23 protein-coding genes and 1 tRNA gene are annotated in these 21,735 nt (G+C 44.5%); 11 read left to right on the top strand and 13 right to left on the bottom strand.

Features of this window, described 5'->3' with window-relative positions; translation table 11 throughout:
• Nucleotides 1-232: 232 nt before the first annotated feature.
• From FBF61_RS17750 to FBF61_RS17800, 11 genes are all read right to left on the bottom strand, one after another.
• Nucleotides 233-829: an RNA polymerase sigma factor gene (locus FBF61_RS17750; RefSeq protein ID WP_138479675.1), complete on the bottom strand. Its 597-nt coding sequence runs from the start codon at nt 827-829 to the stop codon at nt 233-235.
• 257 nt (nt 830-1,086) lie between these two features.
• A complete protein-coding gene (locus FBF61_RS17755) occupies nt 1,087-1,656 on the bottom strand; it encodes a hypothetical protein (protein WP_138479677.1) in 570 nt (189 codons plus the stop codon).
• Between the two features lie 83 nt (nt 1,657-1,739).
• Nucleotides 1,740-2,258, bottom strand: a complete 519-nt coding sequence (locus FBF61_RS17760; protein ID WP_138479679.1) for a hypothetical protein — start codon at nt 2,256-2,258, stop codon at nt 1,740-1,742.
• Between the two features lie 262 nt (nt 2,259-2,520).
• Nucleotides 2,521-3,096 (bottom strand): hypothetical protein, encoded by a 576-nt coding sequence (locus FBF61_RS17765; protein WP_138479681.1) that lies wholly within the window; start codon nt 3,094-3,096, stop codon nt 2,521-2,523.
• Nucleotides 3,097-3,197: 101 nt separating this feature from the next.
• Complete coding sequence (locus FBF61_RS17770; protein WP_138479683.1) at nt 3,198-3,761, bottom strand: hypothetical protein; 564 nt, start codon at nt 3,759-3,761, stop codon at nt 3,198-3,200.
• A 145-nt stretch (nt 3,762-3,906) separates the two neighbouring features.
• Nucleotides 3,907-4,482 (bottom strand): hypothetical protein, encoded by a 576-nt coding sequence (locus FBF61_RS17775; protein ID WP_138479685.1) that lies wholly within the window; start codon nt 4,480-4,482, stop codon nt 3,907-3,909.
• A gap of 101 nt (nt 4,483-4,583) precedes the next feature.
• Nucleotides 4,584-5,153, bottom strand: a complete 570-nt coding sequence (locus FBF61_RS17780; protein WP_138479688.1) for a hypothetical protein — start codon at nt 5,151-5,153, stop codon at nt 4,584-4,586.
• Between the two features lie 34 nt (nt 5,154-5,187).
• The gene (locus tag FBF61_RS17785; RefSeq protein WP_138479690.1) at nt 5,188-5,715 is read right to left on the bottom strand and encodes a DUF6973 domain-containing protein; all 528 of its coding nucleotides are present in this window, start codon (nt 5,713-5,715) and stop codon (nt 5,188-5,190) included.
• A gap of 4 nt (nt 5,716-5,719) precedes the next feature.
• A complete protein-coding gene (locus FBF61_RS17790; protein ID WP_138479692.1) occupies nt 5,720-6,781 on the bottom strand; it encodes a hypothetical protein in 1,062 nt (353 codons plus the stop codon).
• A gap of 136 nt (nt 6,782-6,917) precedes the next feature.
• A complete protein-coding gene (locus FBF61_RS17795) occupies nt 6,918-7,496 on the bottom strand; it encodes a hypothetical protein (RefSeq protein ID WP_138479694.1) in 579 nt (192 codons plus the stop codon).
• A gap of 18 nt (nt 7,497-7,514) precedes the next feature.
• Nucleotides 7,515-8,303, bottom strand: a complete 789-nt coding sequence (locus FBF61_RS17800; protein WP_138479696.1) for an outer membrane beta-barrel protein — start codon at nt 8,301-8,303, stop codon at nt 7,515-7,517.
• 158 nt (nt 8,304-8,461) lie between these two features.
• Here FBF61_RS17800 and ubiE point away from each other — a divergent pair, with 158 nt between their 5' ends.
• From ubiE to nuoK, 11 genes are all read left to right on the top strand, one after another.
• Nucleotides 8,462-9,184: a bifunctional demethylmenaquinone methyltransferase/2-methoxy-6-polyprenyl-1,4-benzoquinol methylase UbiE gene (gene ubiE, locus FBF61_RS17805; RefSeq protein WP_138479698.1), complete on the top strand. Its 723-nt coding sequence runs from the start codon at nt 8,462-8,464 to the stop codon at nt 9,182-9,184.
• Nucleotides 9,133-9,867 (top strand): type IX secretion/gliding motility protein PorT/SprT, encoded by a 735-nt coding sequence (gene porT / locus FBF61_RS17810; protein ID WP_445438733.1) that lies wholly within the window; start codon nt 9,133-9,135, stop codon nt 9,865-9,867. Before ubiE ends, porT begins: the two co-directional genes overlap by 52 nt.
• Nucleotides 9,868-9,974: 107 nt before the next feature.
• A tRNA-Val gene (locus tag FBF61_RS17815) sits at nt 9,975-10,049 on the top strand.
• 127 nt (nt 10,050-10,176) lie between these two features.
• On the top strand, nt 10,177-10,803 hold the full coding sequence (locus tag FBF61_RS17820; RefSeq protein WP_138479700.1) for a hypothetical protein: 627 nt from the start codon (nt 10,177-10,179) through the stop codon (nt 10,801-10,803).
• Between the two features lie 40 nt (nt 10,804-10,843).
• A complete protein-coding gene (locus FBF61_RS17825; protein WP_138479702.1) occupies nt 10,844-12,955 on the top strand; it encodes a bi-domain-containing oxidoreductase in 2,112 nt (703 codons plus the stop codon).
• A gap of 9 nt (nt 12,956-12,964) precedes the next feature.
• Nucleotides 12,965-14,884, top strand: a complete 1,920-nt coding sequence (locus tag FBF61_RS17830) for a heparinase II/III family protein (RefSeq protein ID WP_138479704.1) — start codon at nt 12,965-12,967, stop codon at nt 14,882-14,884.
• Nucleotides 14,850-16,082 (top strand): glycosyltransferase family 4 protein, encoded by a 1,233-nt coding sequence (locus tag FBF61_RS17835; protein WP_138479706.1) that lies wholly within the window; start codon nt 14,850-14,852, stop codon nt 16,080-16,082. Before FBF61_RS17830 ends, FBF61_RS17835 begins: the two co-directional genes overlap by 35 nt.
• A gap of 67 nt (nt 16,083-16,149) precedes the next feature.
• Nucleotides 16,150-16,773, top strand: a complete 624-nt coding sequence (locus FBF61_RS17840) for a thioredoxin family protein (RefSeq protein ID WP_229215107.1) — start codon at nt 16,150-16,152, stop codon at nt 16,771-16,773.
• A 27-nt stretch (nt 16,774-16,800) separates the two neighbouring features.
• Nucleotides 16,801-18,144, top strand: a complete 1,344-nt coding sequence (locus FBF61_RS17845; RefSeq protein ID WP_229215108.1) for a 4Fe-4S binding protein — start codon at nt 16,801-16,803, stop codon at nt 18,142-18,144.
• A gap of 54 nt (nt 18,145-18,198) precedes the next feature.
• Nucleotides 18,199-18,723: an NADH-quinone oxidoreductase subunit J family protein gene (locus tag FBF61_RS17850; protein WP_229215109.1), complete on the top strand. Its 525-nt coding sequence runs from the start codon at nt 18,199-18,201 to the stop codon at nt 18,721-18,723.
• Nucleotides 18,720-19,025, top strand: coding sequence for an NADH-quinone oxidoreductase subunit NuoK (gene nuoK, locus FBF61_RS17855; RefSeq protein WP_138479708.1), 306 nt, complete (start codon nt 18,720-18,722; stop codon nt 19,023-19,025). The genes FBF61_RS17850 and nuoK overlap by 4 nt, the downstream gene beginning before the upstream one ends.
• A gap of 64 nt (nt 19,026-19,089) precedes the next feature.
• Here the strand turns inward: nuoK and FBF61_RS17860 are convergent, their stop codons facing one another.
• Nucleotides 19,090-19,608 carry a DUF6265 family protein gene (locus tag FBF61_RS17860; protein ID WP_138479711.1) on the bottom strand — a complete coding sequence of 173 codons (519 nt, stop codon included), beginning with the start codon at nt 19,606-19,608 and terminating at the stop codon, nt 19,090-19,092.
• Between the two features lie 132 nt (nt 19,609-19,740).
• Complete coding sequence (locus FBF61_RS17865) at nt 19,741-21,633, bottom strand: amidophosphoribosyltransferase (protein ID WP_138479713.1); 1,893 nt, start codon at nt 21,631-21,633, stop codon at nt 19,741-19,743.
• Nucleotides 21,634-21,735: the final 102 nt, after the last annotated feature.

Raw genomic sequence — 21,735 nt, forward strand, 5'->3', positions numbered from 1 at the left:
CCTACCTGTCCGGCTCCTACACCGGAAAGATGGTTTTAGCGTATAAGTTTAGATTCCTTTCCCATAGGCACTGGTTTTGGTGAAACACCTCAGGATTGTCAATTACAGAATATTAGTTTGAACCGATATATATACAGAGTATTTTCAATTGGCTATAGGGACAGTTGGCAATGAAAATTTTTTCGAAAATTTTTATTTGTGTGAAAAAGACGGGTGGGTTACTGAGTCGCAATCAGCAACCGAGCGGGAACAATATGTAGAAGACCAGGTATGCGCTGACATGCGGGGCGAGATAATGCCGGATAAATCGCAGTGCGCGCACCATGTGATTTTTGACGGTACCCTGGGACAAATTCAGCTTGGCAGCGATAGCTTCGTGGCTCAGACCTTCTACCTTGGCCATCTGAAAAACCTGCTGTTGCTGCGGAGGCAGCAACCTGACGGCCTCGGCGAGCAGCTCTTCGTATTGTTTGGTCAATACTTTGTGATCGCTGTTATCAGTAACAATTTCCAGGTTTGAGACGTATTGCTGGTTGTTTTTCAGTTCGGCGGCCCATTTTCTGAGCTCTTTATAGGTGTGGTTCTGGGCCATTACCACCAGATAACTCTCAATGTTCCTGATTTGGGTAAACTCAGTCCTGCGGTACCAGAATGCAGAAAAAACTTCCTGAACGACATCCTGGGCAAGATCTTCGGACTGCAGATAACGGAGCGCAACTTTGTAAACGCTTTTCCAGTAACGGTTATATACCTTCCTGAAAGCAACTTCGTCTCCTTCTGAGAGCAGCCTGAGAACCTCTGTTTCATCGAAAGCATTACTATTTCCCATAAAAGGCAGCCAGATTATAGCCTACTTTAACTTGTTTACGTTGGTTTGTAATCAGTGTTAAATTTAGGAAGAAATAACATCTGGTTCATATTCCGGTAACTTCATTCCTGAATTTAACTCACAGATTTTAGGATTTATCCGGTTGCTAAGGGGAGGGAAAGAGGCTTTCGCCAGCGGGCTTATGTGCTGGCGAAAAGTGTTATATGACCGTGCTAGTCGAAATGTCAAATGTTACTTGTGAAATAGGCAAGGCATAATCAATCAAATTCGCCAATATATGTGGCTCCATTGTGAATAGCGTAAGCATGGTATTCTGAATCCTCCAGTCCATAACAAAAGGAAACGGCAGGAAGATATTTCGAATCCTTTGTGTAGGTTGACGCCCAATTATAGATGATTCTTAAGCACCCTTTGTCAAGAGTATAGTAGTGCATGCCATAATATTCTACGCATTCGTAATCCCCGGGATACCACTTTTGAAGTTCTTTCACAATTTCCTCGTCGCTTGCGAATTCCTTGTCATGCAGGAAAAAAGTGACGCCGTAAACGCGTGCCTCTTTGAGGTAATCCAGTTTGCCTCTTCGTTCGTGGTCTACGTCCGGCCAGTCAAAAAACCATAGCGCCGAAGTATTCTTAGTGATGAAATCCGTTTGAACCCACCTTGACTGACTGTAGATAGCCTTGGGAGGGCTTATAACGACATCGCTTGCACGAATGGGAAATCTAAATTTAACGCCTCTGAAAGAGACCTCTTCTTTCTGATCACACGTGCCAAGCTGGCGGCAAGACAAGAAGAGTAACAGTAATACAAATAAAAAGTATCGCATGGAATTTAAATAGTCAGATGAATAGAATTATTATCCCCCGTGGATTTACGGTGTGAAACCTCCAGGGGATGGATGAAAAAATGTTACAAGTCCGTACTAGTCGAAATTCCAAGTGTTGCCTGTGGAATGGCCGAAGTGGTATCAGTTAAATTCTCCCAAGGAAATACAGCTCCAATGTGCTGAGCGTAAGTTTTGTAATCTGAATCGCTTAGTCCGTAGCAGAAAGATATAGCCGGCCCCGGATTCGAATCCTTTGCGTAAGTTGATGCCCAATTGTAGATGATTTTTAAGCAGCCTTTATCAAGAATATAGTAGTGCCAATCATAGTATTCTACGCATTCGTAATTTCCCGGATACTCTTTTTTCAGTTCTTTCAAAACTTCCTCATCACTGGCAAATTCCTTGTCATGCAAGAAAAAAGTAACTCCGTAAACAGGTGCCCCCTTAAGGTAATAAAATGAGCCTCTTCGTTTGTAGTCTTTGTCTGGCCAGTCGAAAAACCATATTGCCGAAGTGTTTTTTGCAATAGAATCCGTGTGAATCCATCGCTTTTTACGATATATCGGGTTTTTAGAATTTATAGCCACATCGTAGGCCTTCATTGGGAATTGGAAATTGAATCCCCTAAAACTGACTTTTTCTACCTGTTCACAAGTGCTTTGTCTTTCGTAGGAGCACGAAAAAAGAGAAATTATTAATATGTAACACAGTGTTCGCATAGCATGTAATGATCAGATTATGGAATTGGCAAATCCCCTGGATTTGGTTGTGAAACCGTATCCAGGGGGATTTGAATCGAAAAAACGTTACAAAACTGTACTAATCGTAATACCAAATGTTGCCTGTGGAATGGCCGAAGTATAATCAATTAAATTCCCCAGGAAATGTATCTCCAATGTGATGAGCATAAGCACCGTATTCTGAATCGCTTAGCCCGTAACAGAAAGAGATGGCCGGGCTCCAATTCGAATACTTTGCGTAAGTTGATGCCCAGTTATAGATGATTTTTAGGCAACCTTTGTTAAGAATGTAGTAATGCATTCCATTCAATTCTACGCATTCGTAATTGCCAGGATACCACTTTTGAAGTTCTTTCACAATTTCCTCGTCGCTCGCCAATTCCTTGTCATGTAGAAAAAAGGTAACTCCGTAAACGGCTACCCCTTTTAGATAATCTAATGAGCCTCTTCGTTCGCGGTCGTTGTCTGGCCAGTCAAAAAACCATATCGCCGATGTGTTTGCTGCGATAGAGTCCGTGTGAATCCATCTGCTTTTGCGATATATCGGGTTTTTAGAATTTTTAATCACATCGTATGCGCGAATGGGGAATTCGAATTTAACGCCCCTGAAAGAGACCGCCTCTTTCTGATCACACGTGCCAAGCTGGCTGCAAGACGAGAATAGAAAAAACAATGATAATGCAATCAGTATGTGTCGCATAGGATTGAAATAAAAAAGGGAAGAGAATTGTCAAACGCCCCTGGATTTAGTTATGAAACCGCATCTAGGGGAAGTTTGAATTGAAAAATTACGGGACTGAGCTAGTCGTAAGTCCAAATGTTGCCTGTGGAATGGCCGAAGTAACGGGCTTCTTGCTCGCTAAGTCCATAGCAAAAGGAAATTACCGGTACAAACATTCTCTCATAAGGGAGATCCCGCCTGAAGATAATTGTCAGGCAATTACTGCGACAGATGTAATGCGAGCTTTCATATTCGAATACGTACTGATAATCGCCGGGAAATTCTCTTTTGAGCTCTTCGAGTATTTCTTTGTCGCTCCGATGCTGGTCACCAAACAGTGTAAAGGATACCGAATGTATTAATGCATCCTTCAGGTAATTTAGTGTATCGTTTGATTTGTAGGCATTTTCATGCCACACAGTGTACCATTTGGCGGAGGTGTTTTTCAATATCGAATCGGTTCGAACCCAGCCACTGTTGAAATCGGTTTTATCAGAAAATTTCAAAGCATCATCAGCTTGGATGGGAAACTGAAAATTCAATCCCCTGAAACTGACTTTTTCTACCTGTTCACAAGTGCCGTGTCTTTCGTCGGGTTCGCAGGATGTGAATAGTATAAATAATGCGTAAAATGATGTTCGCATAGCATGTAATGATCAGATAATGGAATTGGCAAATCCCCTGGATTTGGTTGTGAAACCGTATCCAGCGGGATTTGAATCGAAAAAATGTTAAAAGACTGCACTAATCGTAATACCAAATGTTGCCTGTGGAATGGCCGAAGTGTAATCAATTAAATTCCCCAGGAAATGTATCTCCAATGTGATGAGCATAAGCACTGTATTCTGAATCGCTTAGCCCGTAACAGAAAGAGATGGCCGGGCTCCAATTCGAATACTTTGCGTAAGTTGATGCCCAGTTATAGATGATTTTTAGGCAACCTTTGTTAAGAATGTAGTAATGCATTCCATTCAATTCTACGCATTCGTAATTGCCAGGATACCACTTTTGAAGTTCTTTCACAATTTCCTCGTCGCTCGCCAATTCCTTGTCATGTAGAAAAAAGGTAACTCCGTAAACGGCTACCCCTTTTAGATAATCTAATGAGCCTCTTCGTTCGCGGTCGTTGTCTGGCCAGTCAAAAAACCATATCGCCGATGTGTTTGCTGCGATAGAGTCCGTGTGAATCCATCTGCTTTTGCGATATATCGGGTTTTTAGAATTTTTAATCACATCGTATGCGCGAATGGGGAATTCGAATTTAACGCCCCTGAAAGAGACCGCCTCTTTCTGATCACACGTGCCAAGCTGGCTGCAAGACGAGAATAGAAAAAACAATGATAATGCAATCAGTATGTGTCGCATAGGATTGAAATAAAAAAGGGAAGAGAATTGTCAAACGCCCCTGGATTTAGTTATGAAACCGCATCCAGGGGAAGTTTGAATTGAAAAATTACGGGACTGAGCTAGTCGTAAGTCCAAATGTTGCCTGTGGAATGGCCGAAGTAACGGGCTTCTTGCTCGCTAAGTCCATAGCAAAAGGAAATTACAGGTACAAACATTCTCTCATAAGGGAGATCCCGCCTGAAGATAATTGTCAGGCAATTACTGCGACAGATGTAATGCGAGCTTTCATATTCGAATACGTATTGATAATCGCCGGGAAATTCTCTTTTGAGCTCTTCTAGTATTTCTTTGTCGCTCCGATGCTGGTCACCAAATAGTGTGAAGGATACTGAATGTATTAATGCATCCTTCAGGTAATTAAGTGTATCGTTTGATTTGTATGCATTTTCATGCCACACAGTGTACCATTTGGCGGAGGTGTTTTTCAATATCGAATCGGTTCGAACCCAGGCAAAACAAAAATCGGTTTTATCGGAGAATTTCAAAGCATCATCAGCTTTGATGGGGAATTGGAAGTTGAATCCCCTAAAACTGATTTTTTCAACCTGTTCACATGTGCCGTGTCTTTCGTAGGATTCGCAGGATGTGAATAGTAGTATAACTGCTAGTAAGATTATTAAACTTTTCATATTTGGCTGGATAAGTGCGCTGCAATGTGATATGTTAGGGACAAGTTGGATCTACAACGGTAGTGCTCACTTCATTGCCATCTTTGATAAACACCATACCATATTGTCCCTGGTTGGTAGCAGCTTTGACCCGGTCAATCCATTGAAACGGTGTTCCTATCCCTGAAAATTGCTCGTAAATTAGCTTTCCTGCCGCGTTATTTTTTTTATCCATTTCCGTATTCTTGCCTGAAGTGCCGACTTCATGAGCCGCGGCAAGCACTGATGCTATTTCCAACGTAAAAGGCTCTGCATTGAAAATGAGAAAAAGGGCATGTTTGAACGCGTTGGCTTTGCAATTTTCACAGGTGGAGCCGGATACATTAAACTTGGCCGCTGTGGAAAGTTGTGCAGCATAAGCATTTGCAGCATACACGAGACGTATAATAAATTTGTTGGCGTCTGTTCCGCCGGCAAGTGTATTTAGCTGCTCCTTTTCGGGTGGCGTTAAATTTTTCCCGCGTATCGTCTTTACCAAATTGTCCCAATCGACTTGAACAGCTGCACCGAATTTTGTGATCAAATTTTTAAATCCTCGTTATCATTTCCGGGCTTAGTGCGTTGAGAGCCGGAACCTGGGCAGCTGTAAAGCTTACGCCTTTTGTCGCAGCCAATGTGATTAGCGATGAAACATTGGAATTTGGGGTATAGTAAGGATCGTTTTCGTTTGGCACCGGGGGATCGTTGGTTTCACAGGGTGGGGCAACCATGGTACGGTCCTGGGGGCCGGTACAGGGCTCGTATCCGTTGCCGGGATTAGGTGCAGTTCCTCCGCCGCCACCTGTGCCTCCGCCAGTCCAACCGCCGCTAAATGTGGGGACCTCGATACTCGTGCAGGTTGTCACCTGATCATAGCTGTATTCCAGATAGTACCCCTGGCCAGGGGCACATCCGCATGCTCCGTGGCCCTGCTGATTATGACAGCAAAGATGTTCGATGATCTCTGTCAAGACCATTACCGATGCACATATCTGCTGGTTGACCCGGCCACCGCGCAGACTGTCTTTTCTAGGGTAGTGATCTGTCATAATCACCCGTCCCCGGAAACTGGTTTTCTTGTTTTTCCTGTAATCCTGAACCCAGCTTTTCGTAGGAAAGTAGGTGAGAATGTACGAATTGACGCCAGTCTCCGTAGAGTCGATTACCAGATTTTGGAACAAGGTAGTACTTCTTGAAAGAGGCTTGACCGCAAGTGTATAGGTCACATGCTTGTTCATCACAATCCGCCTGACACTGTCGCTGGTGCTCACTTTAAGCTCAAAGCGGGATTTGAAATCATCGCCACTGGTCCTTTGGCTGGTGCTGGCGGCCGCCCGGAGTGAAGTGAGTAATTCTTTATCATAACCCTTGATTTGCTTGAGAAACTGATCATAGGTGACCGCTTCCATCCTGGCACCTGTAGCCTTGCCCGATGAAGGTTTCCCGGGAGGATTGTCGTTGACAATGTCATCCCGGCAAGAATTGATTGAAAAGCTTAAGCAAAGAAAAAGGAGAAAGATGGAGATCGCCCCGGGGCGCCAGCGCTTTTTTGCAGCAGTGTTTTTGTTTTGGGAATTCGACTTCTGATTTGGCAGAATTTGCTTTTGCATGACCAGTTAGTTTTCAGATGAATATTGAACTCCTCCGTTAAGAGTTGTCATAAATATTCACGGCTTAAAACTATTTTGATCAGGCAATTAGCGCACGGCAGGCGCGCGTTACCAGACGGTCATTTGTACCGTATTTTTACCCGAAGATCCGGCGGTCTGTAATGGCAGTTCGATGTTCTTCGAGAAACTGGCAAAACGATCTGACCTGGGTTTCCTGAAATGAAAAATCTGTATTCTGGTCGTAGTCTTCACTGTACACTTCCTCGAAATCGGTAATGATGTACCGCAAAGTCCTGATTCCTTTCTGGCGGAGTGCGGGCAAATAGAAATTCTGGTGGCTGCTGGCGTAGCATCCCGGCTCGTATTTGCGCGTAGTTTTGATGTCCGCGGCCAGTATCTTGCCAATCACATCTACATATCCGTAAAGCAAAACATCGTTCAGCTGGTATTCGCAATATACCTGCGTTTTCATCATCGGCCTGGGCAGGAGCGAACGTACACGCGACAAAAGGGTTGGATCAAAAGCCTCTTCATTGACTCCCTTGATCACAGCTTCTTCAAAAGAACTTCCCCTGAGCTGGGCTTCTGTCTGGGGAACGGGAAGCCGGTTAACCCTGTCAATGAGCTCGGCTGCATTGATATAGCCTTTTTCATAGCGATCAAAGGCGTTGAGCAGGGTAGGATAAAGTTTATAATTTACTTTTTCAAAAAGCATTGTCGATCCTGTATGAGTTTATTTTTTTGCCCCGAAACGATACGTCAGCAAAATCGCCAGATAACTGAATTTGTCATTGGGCGTGTCACTGTATGAATCACTTTCTTCCGGGTTGATCAGCCGACGTCCCGACGTAGCGTCCATTTTATCCGTTCTCACAAAATAAAACCGGTATTCGATTCCCAGCTTCCAGTGTTCCAACAACCTGTAATCAAGAGAAGTGCCCACCGGAATCATTCCCTCCCGTGTTTTTTTAATGCCTGCCGGTCCTTTTGGCGGGCCCCATCTCAAAAAGAGCGGGTTACGTGCGCTTAATTTACTATTGGTAAACCTGAGCAACTCATTGCTGTCGATGTCAAAGGCATTTGCGCTGAAAAAAATAAGTCCCAGCCCGGCAAAGACATTGAGGTTGACATTACCAGGTTCGAGCCGGTTGAATTGTTCTGTTACATTCCATTTGGCGGTCAGTTCCAATGTATTGTATTCATTGATAAAATAGGAATTGAAAAAATCCGTCTTTTCACCGCCTGCCTTGCCAGACGAATATTCCAGATGCAGGGCCAGGTTTTTGTTAAAAGACCGCCCTACGCTCAGCCCGGCCATACTCCGCATATCCTGGTCGCCCAGCTCCCCGAAAAATTGCGTGAGCCCCGTGCGGAAACCAATGGAATAAGGCAGGTACTCTTTCCGGTTGTAATTTTTCTTCTGGCTGATGCCGTTGGGTGACGCGGGATTTCTGAAACGTGTTTGCGCTTTTGAAAAAACGGTATAAAGTAACATCACAATCAGCAGGCAATATTTTCGCATAATGAACCGTCGTTTGTTGAAGAATTTATTTGGATCAACCTTTAGACGTTCGTTTTGTGATTTGGTCAGCATAATCTGCCAATAACCTTTGCATGGCCGGCCAGATAACAATAAATATCTGTTAGTTTTGTTTATAGTTGTATTTACAAAAAGGAAAAATGAGCGTAGTACCCTACAAGGACAAGGAAGGCAGCAAGAAGGAGCAGGTGGCCGAAATGTTTGACAATATTTCTCCGAAGTATGATCTGCTGAATCATCTTCTGAGTGCGGGCATTGATATTTACTGGCGAAAAAGGGCCATTAAACTACTTAAAAAACAGCAGCCGAAAATTATTCTGGACATTGCCACCGGCACCGGGGATTTTGCGATCGAAGCGCTTTCGCTGAACCCTGAAAAGATCATCGGCGTGGATATTTCGGAAGGTATGCTGGCGATCGGCCGCGAGAAAATCGCGAAACTGAAAAAAGATCATATTATCAGTTTGCAAAGCGGGGACTCCGAAAGTTTGACTTTTACCAACAATTATTTTGATGCAATAATCGTTTCGTTTGGAGTACGTAATTTTCAGAATTTACTGGCTGGCCTGACTGAAATGAACCGCGTGTTGAAGCCGACCGGAACCTGTGTAGTTGTTGAATTTTCCAAGCCGCGCAGTTTTCCGTTTAAACAATTTTACAATTTTTATTTCAAGTATATATTGCCATTAATCGGAAAGACGGTTTCGAAGGACAGTTCCGCTTACACCTATCTTCCCGAGTCCGTCCAGGCTTTTCCGGACGGCGAAGCTTTTCTTGATATTTTTAAAAAAGCAGGTTTTATAAATACCAAATGCATACCACTTACCTTCGGTATTTGTTCAATTTACGTTGGGCAAAAGTAATTTCAGCCATTCTCGTACTGTCGATGACAGTTCAGGAAATCAAAGCGCAAGGCACGGGATACAGACGGCGCCATTTGGAATTTTACGACGATAAGCCCATTCATTATGGAATCTTGTTTGCCGTACCTTTCACCCGGTTCAATATCAAGCACAATACCAATTTCGTGACGCAAGATTCAGCCTATCTGGTGCAGTCGCCCACCAGGGCTGCCTTCCGGATGGGGTTCGTTGTGAACGCGTTCCTGAGCGAGCATTTTGATCTGCGTACAACGCCATCGGTTTCATTGTACGAACGTCAGGTGAAATTCAGTTATCCCAATAGTCCTGATAAAACCGAAAACCGCGAATCCACCTGGATAGAAATTCCTTTGTTGTTAAAATACAAGTCATTGAGGCGAGTTAATTCGCGAATGTACATGGTGGCCGGGATGACTTTCGGGATAGAAACCAATGTGAAAAGGAACAGAGGCGGCGGAGGCGGCAGGCTTGATACGAAGTCCAATGATTTTTCAATAGACTATGGAGTAGGGTATGAGCAGTTTTTCGAATTTTTCAAATTTGCACCTGAACTGCGGTTTTCGCACGGCTTGACAAATGTTTTTCAGCCCACTAAAAATTCATTGGGCGCTGGAATAGGCAGGCTTTCCACGCACACAGTGACGTTATATCTGAACTTTGAATGATGGCCGCTGATCTTCAATATGTTGTAAAATATTTTAAATTTTTTTTCAGAAATATTTGCAGAGATAAATTTAGTCCTACATATTTGCACTCCCAAACGACGGGAAAAGGGAGTTTAGCTCAGTTGGTTCAGAGCATCTGCCTTACAAGCAGAGGGTCGGGGGTTCGAATCCCTCAACTCCCACAGTACAAAAAGGCCTGTAAATCGATTGATTACAGGCCTTTTGCTTTGACTGAAAATGTCCAGATGCCAGTCTGGTCCTAGCTAAAAGCAACATGCCCTTCTTGAGAAGTTATATAACTCACAGATCATGAAAAAGAAGATTGCCATCACTGTATGGGAAAAAATTCAGCCGATTTTGTTTGAAAACCGCGACCTGTTCATTGTTGCCGAACCGCGTGACCAGGCTTTGCGGCTGGAAGATGTAGACAAGGGTTCTGATTTCTTTTTCGAGTTTGGCTTTCAGGACAACAACAATCATTTCGAGGTCAGACTTAAACCCGGGCATACAGACCATATCAGGATCGTTGAAGAAAAAATGGATCTTCAGGGTATTATATCCAGCCTGAACCTGTGGCTGGAGATTCTGAGAAAATATACCCGCACTGCCTCTCCTTATGACGATCTTTTCGAGCACAGGTTTCAGCAGGAATATTACGAGAAAATCAATTTGAATGAGCCTGACGCTGATTATGCGCCGTTTGATGACGAGATTCTTTTTAAACTTCTGGATTACCTGGATGCGGTACGGGGAAAATTGCAGACCTACAGAGAAATTGCCAGCGAAACCGACAAATACCAGATCCAGATCATTGAAAAAGACTGCGAGACTTTGCAAAAAAATATGCAGTTGCTGAGCAGGAGTGAAGTTTATGAAAAATTGTCGGCGATATGGTCGAAGAGTAAAAAAATAAGCCTGAAGCTTATTAAAGAATAAGACGGCCCCGGCCGAAAGTACATACACACTATAATTCTGAATGAAACAACTGATCCAAAACCTGCGGACAGGGGAAACTCTGTTGCGGGAAATTCCCTCTCCGAGTGCTCAAAAAGGCTGTGTGTTGATCAAAACACGTAAAAGCCTGGTCTCTATCGGCACCGAAAAAATGCTCGTCGGCTTCTCCAGAGCCGGGCTACTACAAAAAGCATTGCTGCATAGGAATAAAATAAAACCTGTTTTTGAAAAGATCAGAACAGACGGACTGACCTCTGTTATGGCCAGTATTTCCGCAAAACTAGATCAATGCATTCCGCTTGGCTATTGTAATGTTGGTGAAGTGTTGGAAGTGGGTGAAGGCGTGCATGATATCCGGGTGGGCGATCGCGTGGCGAGTAATGGATCTCACGCGGAAATCGTTTCTGTCCCGAGGAATCTTCTGGCGAAAATTCCGTCGACCGTCAGCGATGAGGAAGCCGTATTTACAGTAATCGGCGCGGTTGCTTTGCAGGGTATCCGGCTGCTTTCTCCTGTTTTGGGAGAAACGATAGTGGTGATCGGCTTGGGTTTGACAGGATTGCTTGCAGCGGAACTGTTGCGGCTCAATGGCTGCCGGGTTATCGGGCTGGAAACAGACGAAGACAAGCTCAGAATCGCAAGGGCTAGGGGTATGGTCACCGCTAATCCTGATCTGATGAATCCGGTCGATTTGGTTCTGGAACATACCGGGGGAATAGGTGCCGACGGTGTCATTATCACAGCCTCTTCCCGGTCTGACAAAGTCATTTCCCAAGCAGCCAGAATTTCACGAAAAAGGGGAAGAATCATTCTGACCGGCGTTGTGGGTATGGATCTGGACCGGGCAGATTTTTATGATAAAGAGCTGACTTTCCAGGTTTCATGTTCGTATGGGCCGGGGCGGTATGACGAAATTTACGAAGGTCAGGGACACGATTACCCGCTGCCTTTTGTCCGCTGGACTGAAAACAGGAATTTTCAGGCTATTCTGCAACTGCTGGAATCCGGGAAGCTGGATGTTAAGCCCCTGATCACGGACATTGTTCCGCTGGCAGATTTCGCGAGTATTTACCAAAATATTACTGGTTCAAAAGCAATCGGCATTGTTCTTGACTACCCCCATCAGACCGATATCACCACGACCGTACGTCTTACACAGCAGAATTTCAGCGCAAAAAAAGGAATTGCGGCCATTATTGGTGCTGGGAATTTTACAAAAACTACAATGCTGCCTTTGTTACCAAGAGCAAATGTGAAATACATAGCGAGTTCGGGCGGCATTTCAGCAGCGGAATTAGCCTCGAAATATAAAATTCCATATTGCACCACCGCCTATCACAAAATACTGGAAGATGAGACCGTCGACCTGGTGTTGATCACTACCCGGCACGACCAGCATGCAGCAATGGTCATTGATGCACTAAGGTCACGGAAACATGTTTTTGTCGAAAAACCACTCGCGATTTTTGAGGAGGAGCTGCATGCCATTATCGAAACATGGTATGAGTGTGAAAAAACCGGCATATCACTCACGGTTGGCTTCAACAGGCGTTTTGCGCCGCATGTCGTAAAAATGAGGGAATTGCTGGGGCAGACAGTCATGCATATTATGATCTCGGTAAATGCAGGCACTATTCCTGCCAATTCCTGGATCCATGACCGTGCGCTGGGTGGTGGGCGTATCATTGGCGAGGGCTGTCATTTTTTTGATCTGGTTGCTTATTTGGCAAACAGCCCGATTGCTGAAGTCTGTATGACCGCTACCGGAACCAATTGCTCCGAAACCACCGATAATGCCAGCGTCTTGCTTCGTTGTGAAAATGGGTCGACGGGCGTGGTTCATTACTTTTCTAATGGCAATAAAGGCTTTCCGAAAGAGCGTATCGAAGTTCATTCTCTGGGGCGGACGCTTGTTCTGGATAACTTCCGGATTTTGCGGGGTTATGGTTTTCGCAACTTTTCGGTCCGTCGGACATCCCAGGACAAAGGGCATAAGGAACTGTTGAGGTTATTGCTCGAAAGTGTCCGAAACGGAGGCCAGCCGCTGATTCCTTTCGAAGAAATTGTCAACGCTACGCGGGCGACTTTCGCGGCGCTGGAAAGCTTAAAGACGAATAGCTGGGTGAAAATTTAAACCGGAAGCATGGGTATTCGTTATTGGGCATTCAGGATCTGGTATGAATTTCAGCGAAAAACGGGGTTGTTGAGGCTTTGGTTTCCTACTAAAAGTCTATCGATGACTCATGTTACTTTGGAAATGTGGCGGGGGCAAAAGCGCAGTTTTCTTTTTGATTTTGACGGTTTGGAGGGGGCTAGAAATACTGATCTCATTGAATTGAAAAAACGTGCCGGCCGGATTCAAAATCATTATTTTCAGTATTTTCATCATCAGTGGTACCTCGTGACCGACTGGCATACCAATCCGCAAAACGGCTTTGTTTACAATCAGACTGAACATTGGTCGGCCATTCGGGATTTTTCGGAGGCTGCCGGCGACATTAAGTATGTCTGGGAAAAATCGAGGTTTACATTTCTGTACGACCTGATCAGATATGATTACCATTTTCGTGATGACCAATCGCAGGTTGTTTTTTCATTTATTCAGGACTGGATCTTAAAAAACCCGGTCAACCGCGGGCCGAACTGGAAATGCAGCCAGGAAATTACGTTGCGGGTGCTGAACTGGACTTTTGCATTACATTATTACAAAGTTTCCAGATCGCTCACGGAGGATATTTTTGACCAGATAATCCATAGCATACACGATCAGATGCGGCACGTGGCAGAAAATATCAGTTTCTCCCGGATTGCAGTCAGGAATAATCATGCTTTGACAGAGACATTGGGGCTCTATGTGATAGGTTTGCTGTACCCATTTTTACCGGGAAGTGAATGCTTAAAACGTAACGGTAAAAAATGGTTTGAGGAGGAAATTCAGTATCAGATTTACGAAGACGGGACTTTTTTGCAGTTCTCCATGAATTACCATCGCGTGGTCATGCAGCTTCTGACCTGGGCTATCAGGCTGGCGCGCGCGAATGGTGAAACCTGGAAGAATGTGGTTTACGAGAAAGCAAAAAAGTCATTGTACTTTCTGCGAACATGTCAGGACGATGTTACCGGTAGGTTGCCCAATTACGGAAATAATGACGGCGCATTATTTTTTCCCTTATCTGACAGCCATTTCCGTGATTTCCGGGCACAGCTCGCTGCTCTGGCAAAACTGCTGGATATTGATCTGGGCTATGGAAATGGAAAATGGGATGAGGAAACGGCTTGGATATCAGGTGATTTGAAGGTAAAAAGCGAGGAGCAAATTCAGCTCGCGAACGTTAACACATTTTCAGAAAGCGGCTATTATGTAGTGCGGGACCATGGTTCTGTCACTTTTCTCCGGTGTGGCGCGTACCGGCACAGGCCATTTCAGGCAGATAATTTGCATCTGGATATTTGGGCCAATGGAGAGAATCTGATGCGGGATGCCGGATCATTTCAATATAATACCCAGGAAAAATGGATCCGCTATTTCACCGGAACTGCTTCTCATAACACGGTCATGCTGAATGATTTTAGTCAAATGCAGAAAGGAAAACGCTTCATCTGGCATAACTGGATTCGGAAAGCCACGGGCAACGTCACCATGAGCGCAGCCGACTGGAATGAAGACGAATGTAGCGAAGATGAATGGTTTATTCTGGAAGGATCGTTCAAAGGTTTTTTAGCGGCCGGGAAAGACATTATACACAGGAGAAGAGTTTCCAAACGTGCCGGGCAGCTTCACTGGATCATTGAAGACTGGATAGAAAATGCTCCGCCGTTTTTAATGATGCACCAGAACTGGCATCCCTGTGAAAGGTTTTTCGACCAATATCAAATCCGGGCTGCGGATGAAAAAGGCAACATATTGGCCTTTTCAGTAAACGAAGGCTGGTATTCCGAAACCTACGGACATAAGATTACAGCCAAAAGACTTTCGTTTTCGACGTCCGGCAGATATATAGTAACCACCATTTCAATAAAACCACAAAATGCACATACTTCTGATACACCAGTTTTTTCTTGAAGACGGAGAAGGTGGGGGTTCAAGATGGAATGAAATGAGCAGGATATGGGTTCGGGAAGGCCATCAGGTGACTGTGCTGGCTGGCATGGGGCATTATATGGGATGCAAATCGGAGGAATACAAGGGGCAATATTTTTTCAGGAAAATCAACAGTGGACATGTAACTGTGATCCGCAGCTATGTCTCGTACGATTATAACAGAAGCATTTCAGGAAGATTGCGTGGTTATTTGTCTTTCACTTTTTCGAGTATCTGGGCGGGTATTTTTTATGCCAAAGACCGGTATGATGTAATTCTGGTTACTTCTCCGCCTTTATTCACAGCAATTTCGGCAATCGTACTTTCCTGGTTTAAACATCTGCCGATCGTGATGGAAATCAGGGATTTGTGGCCGGAGTCAGTCATTGATACCGGTATTTTGACCAATCGTTTTTTAATAAAATTTTCCTACCGGTTTGAAAAATACATATGCAAAAAAGCCAGGTTGATCAGTGTTCTGACGCCGGCATTCCGCGATGTGCTGATTAGGAAAGGTATAGCGGCGGAAAAAATAGCATTGATACCTAATGCAGCTGATTTTTATTTGTCTGAAAAAATCATGGCCGACTTTGATGTGAATGCTTTCCGATATGAACATAACTTGGCTGGAAAGTTTGTAATCCTATATGTTGGCGCGCATGGCGTGGCGAATCATCTGGTCCAGATGATTCAGGCTGCAGAGCTATTGAAGGACACAAATGCATTGTTTTTGCTGATCGGTGACGGCATGCAAAAGGAAATGCTTATACAGGAGGTAATGAAAAGAGATCTTGCAAACATTCGTTTTCTGGATACTGTGGATAAAAGTGAGGTATTCAAATACATACTGGCTTCCAATATGGGTGCTTCTGTATTGAAGAAAACAGAGACATTCAAAACTGTTTACAGCAATAAGACCTTTGATTATTTTTCCTGTAAAAAACCAATCTTGATGGCTATTGACGGAATTTCCAGAAAACTTGTCGAAGACGCTTGCGCGGGGATTTTTGTGGAACCTGAGAATCCGGAAGATTTTGCTGAAAAAATACGTTTTTACATGCAAAACCCTGACTTGCTGCCAATACAGGGAGAAAACGGATATCGCTATGCAAAAACGCATTTCGACAGGGAAGCTCTGTCAGAAAAATATATGGGATATCTGAAAAGTTACGCCAAGTAATTGTAAGTCAGTAACAGGAAACCAGGAACCGAAAAAGTGGGCTGACGGTTACTTTGTAAATGAATTTATGATGAAAAACGTAGCACATTTGTTTCCTTATTCAGTGACAGCTCAGGCATATTCTTATGCAGATTACATGCTTTTAATGGAAAAAGTGGTTTTGGAAAACAGAACCACCGGATTGAAGCAGTCCGATGAATTGAACTACTATACCAGGCTTAATTTGTCGAGAATGCAGCGTTTGAACAAAAAAATTACGATTGGCGAAGAGCTCAAACTTGCAATAGACGAATTTCAGACTCCTCAGACCTGGTACATCCTCACCGAAGCGTGGTGTGGAGATGCCGCTCAAAATATTCCAGTAATAGCTGCGCTGGCATTGTCGAACCCGATGATCACCGTGAAGCTTTTGCTACGCGACGAAAATCAGGAAATAATGGATGCTTATCTCACAAATGGAGGGCGGTCTATTCCTAAGCTGATAGCCGTCGATGAGGAATTTAATGAGCTCTTTACATGGGGGCCAAGGCCGGCACAGGCTCAGCAAATGCTGAAAGAATATAAGGCCAATCCTGTAAAATCTTACAAAGAATTCTCGGAAGATATCCAACGGTGGTATATTGCGGACAAAACGGCAAGCATTCAAAGGGAGTTGAAAGTGCTTCTGGATGCTGTCGCGATAGAAAAGTGAGTTTTAACGGGTTTACCAGCGTCAAAATTGTCGGTCTACTTTAAAAATATATCGGAAGGAATCAGTACTACCCTTACGGGTATGCGCCTGACGTTGCGCCATTTATTCAGCGCAAGAAGGCGTCGGACAAATAATGATATCCGGACGGGGAGTTTTTATGATCTGCAGGACGGCATGGTAACGGTTCAGTACCCGCTGGAAACTATCCCGATTCCCGATAACGGTCGATACAGGCTGCACAATGAGATGGACGATTGTATTGTCTGTGACAAATGTGTGAAGGTGTGCCCGGTCGATTGCATCGAAATAGAGCCGATCCGTGCGATTGAAGAGGTAGGTCGCGCATCCGACGGTTCGCCGATCAGGTTATATGCAGCCAAGTTTGATATTGACATGGCCAAATGCTGCTATTGCGGCTTGTGTACGACGGTCTGCCCGACGGAATGCCTCACAATGACCAAGACATTCGATTATAGTGAGCTGGATGTGAGGGATATGGTTTATAATTATGCGACGCTTTCTCCTGAAGAGGCGGATGAAAAGCGGAGGTTGCTGGACCAATTCCAAAAGGAAAAGGAAGCACTGAAACAAGCCAAAAAACCGGTTACTGCCTCCGAATCAACGGAAGTAGCACCCGTTGCCCGTCCAGCTTTCAAGCCTACTATTAAACCGAAGCCGCAGGAAACGGAACAGAAAGAAGATGTTTCCGCTGCTCCTGCCGCGCGGCCTGCTTTTCTGCCAAAGAAGCCTGCGCCAGTTGCCGCAAAAACGAATGATGATGAGGCTACTGCCAACGCAGAAGAAAAGCCGGCCACTCCGAAGCTGCCTTTCAAACCTTCAATGAAGCCGAAGGCCGATATTGCAGAAAATAAAATTGAAGCCCCGGGTCAGGAATCACCTGCTGCACCTGCACCTGCCAAACCGGCATTCCGCCCTTCGATGAAACCGAAGACGGAAGTTGTGGAAAATAAAGCTGAGACCCCCACTCCTGACACTCCGACCGAACCTGTTGCCGCGCCAAAACCGGCGTTCCGTCCGTCGATGAGACCGAAGACGGAAGTTGTGGAAAATAAAGTTGAGACCCCCACTCCTGACACTCCGACCGAACCCGTTGCTGCGGCTAAGCCAGCTTTTCGTCCTACGATGAAGCCTAAGGCAGAGGCTGCTGAGAATAAAATTGAAGCCCCTGCTTCTCAACCGCCAGTAAATCCAGTTGCCGCTCCGAAACCGGCTTTCCGTCCGCGGATGAAGCCCAAAACACAGGCTGCCACAGAAGAAGAGAAGCCAAGTCCGACGGCAGAGGAAACAGAAGAAGTAAAGCCAAAGCCAGCCTTTCGGCCGACAATGAAACCAAAACCGCCAAAAGAATAGCTAATAACCCATCATTCAGGGCTTGAAGGCATCACGGAGTATATCAATAAATCAATGATCGAAGCAACAGCATTTTACGGATTTTCCATACTGGCGATTGCCTCTGCACTTTTTATATTATTTTCTAAAAACCTGATTTACGCTGCTTTTGCATTGTTTTTTTCGTTTTTAGGCGTTGCGGCTTTATACGTTCTGGCAGGTGCCGATTTCCTTGCAGTAACCCAGATCATGGTCTATGTCGGTGGCGTGCTAGTGCTCTTGATCTTCGGGATTATGCTTACGCAGAAGGCCAACAGAAATGAAGACTCATCAGCACATAATCGTGTAGATGTACTTATTAAGCGTGGGGCGTGGGGGTTTGTCCTGGGAGGCGGACTTTTTGTTTTTCTCTTGAAGATTATTTTGTCGTCTGATTTTAAGATGGCGGGTGAAACAAATAATAGTAAGTCTACTATCAGGACAATCGGTGTTGAACTCATGACAAGTCATCTTTTGCCGTTTGAAATAGCGGCAGTATTACTCCTGGTAGCATTGATTGGGGCGGCATATCTCGCAATAAACCGAAATCCGGCACAATGATCCCACTACAACATTATCTTATCGTAGCAGCAGCTTTGTTCAGTATTGGCTTTGCAATTGCCGTTACGAAGCGCCATTTTATTGGTATGCTACTCGGCATCGAATTGATGCTGAATGCTGTTAATATTAATCTGATTGCATTTAGCCAGTACGATCCTGAAAAGTTAGGCGGACAGCTTTTTGCTCTTTTTGTGATCGTGGTAGCGGCTGCCGAAGTGACGGTTGCCCTGGCGATTATTTTGCGGGTTTACGGTCATTACAAAACGGTTGATCCGGATCAAGTGAGCGATCTTCAAAAGTAATATCAATAAAAAACCAGCTTCCCGATCCCGAAAAGCTGGTTTGCAGTTCTTGTATTGAATATAATCAGGGGATTTTGTTAAATACAAAAAGGTCAACAAAAACCCATTTGTTGTCTTCCATTTTTCCCCTCTGGATCACCAGCTGAGTAGGGCTGCGTCTTTCATAAATAATTCTTACGGAAACATCATCTTTTTCAAAAAGTGCCTGGTTCTTTTTTGCGTCGATAAAATTGTATGTATCCGATACTGCCTTTTCTTCCAAAGCAATAAGGCCGGGTTTGAAATGCTTCACACGGGCGACGGGGCCTTTTTCAGTTTGTTCAAATACAAATACTTCGTAAAGAGCGGGTTTATCGTCTTTGATCATTCGGAGGTAACCCATAATGTTATTTCCGGCAGGAGCACTCCAGGATCCTTCTATTGGCCCGCCATTGTAAGTCCCCAGCCAGTGCCCTTCAATGAAGCTTACGTCATTTAATGTTCCTATTTTCCCGGTTTGCGCCTGCAGGCAAGTTGCAACCAGGAAAAAAGCCAGTACTAGTGAAGAGGTCTTTGTCAATCGTATCTTGTTGATTTGAGCCATTTGAATTTAGGTTTATTTTGGCGGGCAAGATACGTGAAATGCAGGTTTTCAGGAAATGTTTAGGAATTTGTGATCAATAAAAAAGCAGCCGTCTGTTTAAGACGACTGCTCCGAAATGTTTTATAATCAGTGTCAGTATGCTCTTTCCAGCTTTCCTTCGTAAGAATTGGAGAAAGCTTTGTTCACTACTTTATTTCCGCCTTGTGTCGGATAATTTCCGGTAAAGTACCAGTCTCCGAGGTGCTGCGGGCAGGCCTTATGCAGGTTATCAACAGTCTGGAAAACGACAGAAAGCTCGGCATTCAAATCTTTCGGGCGAATGATCTCCGCAATTTTATCTGAGATTTCCTGATCTGTAAAAGGATCGTAAAGGGCCTTCACATAATTGGTATCATAAGGATTTTTTGTCGCGATAGAAGTCACACTTTTGGTATAAACATCTTCCAGCAGATATTCCAGATCCCGCTCTTCCAGCAATTTGAGTACGGCCCGGAAAGCAACAAAATCTTTCATTCTCGACATGTCGATTCCGTAACAGTCAGGGAAACGGATTTGCGGAGCGGAAGAAGCCACTACAATTTTCTTAGGGCTCAAACGGTCCAGCATTGTCAGAATGCTCTTTTCCAGCGTCGTTCCACGGACTATGGAATCATCTATGATTACAACCGTATCGACTTTTTTACGTACCACCTCGAAGGTAGTATCATATACACTGGACACCATATCATCGCGCAGCGCATCGGCGGTGATGAAAGTCCTGGATTTTACGTCTTTGGTAACCAATTTTTCAATCCTCGGGCGGAAAGAAAGTACCTTGTCGAGATCGGCCTCGAACAAAATTCCCTCCATGATAGCCTGTTTTCGCTTTTTTGCAAGGTGCTCTTCGAGACCCTCAATCATACCCAGAAATGCAGTTTCCGCTGTATTGGGGATGTAGGAGAAAATGGTGTTTTCAAGATCGTAATTGATCTCTTTTAGTATTTGCGGGATCAGCAATTTACCCAATTGCTTGCGTTCGTAGTAGATATCCGGATCGGTTCCTCTTGAGAAATAAATCCTTTCGAAGCTGCACGAACGTTTTTCCAGCCTTGGCAAAATCGGGAATTCATTGTATTCACCATTTTTGTCAATAATCAGTGCTGAACCTGGCGTTATTTCCTTGATCTGGCTATAGTCTACGTTGAACGCAGCCTTAATCGCCTGTTTTTCGGAAGCAACCACAACTACCTCATCGTCTGCATAATAAAAAGCAGGACGGATTCCGGCAGGGTCACGGATTACAAACGAAGCACCGTAACCTGTAAGTCCGCACATCGCATAACCTCCGTCAAAATCACGGCATGACCTGTATAAGAGGCGCTGCAAATCGATGTTCTCTTCAATAACATCCGAGAGTGTCGGATTTTCATAAATTCCTTTGAAGCGCTCAAACACTCTCTGGTTTTCTTCATCCAGGAAATGTCCAATTTTTTCCATTACCGTTACGGTATCGACCTTTTCTTTGGGATGCTGGCCTAATGAGACCAGTTTGCCGAAAAGTTCATCCACGTTGGTCATGTTGAAATTCCCCGCCATGACCAGATTCCGGCTTCTCCAGTTACTTTGGCGTAGCATCGGGTGGCAGTTCTCAACTTCGTTTGATCCATGCGTTCCATAGCGCAGGTGTCCCAGCCATACTTCTCCTGTAAATGCAAGGTTTTCCTGTAACCATTTGCCGTCGCTAACGCGGTCTTTATGGTTCTTTAAACCTTTTCTAAATTTCTTGTGAATTTTGGAGAAAATGTCCGTAAGTGGCTGAGGTTCTACGGATCTGTATCGGCTGATGTAACGTTTGCCGGGGGGAACTTCTATTTTAATGTTGGCTACTCCGGCTCCATCCTGGCCCCGGTTCACCTGTTTTTCCATCATTACCGAAAGCTTATGTACAGCGTAAAGTGGGGTCTCGTACTTGTCGATGTAGTGTTGATAAGGCTTTCTAAGACGGATAAGTGCTATGCCGCACTCATGCTTAATGGCGTCGCTCATATGAAGAGTTATGCGTTAGAAATATTTTTTTTTGCAGATGCAAATCGTATTCCCTGAATATAAGCCTAACGAATTTGTAATGATGTTTAGTTCGTTGAGGTA

Source organism: Dyadobacter bucti (genome assembly GCF_005869225.1).
In the GTDB taxonomy this organism is placed as follows: Bacteria; Bacteroidota; Bacteroidia; order Cytophagales; family Spirosomataceae; genus Dyadobacter; species Dyadobacter bucti.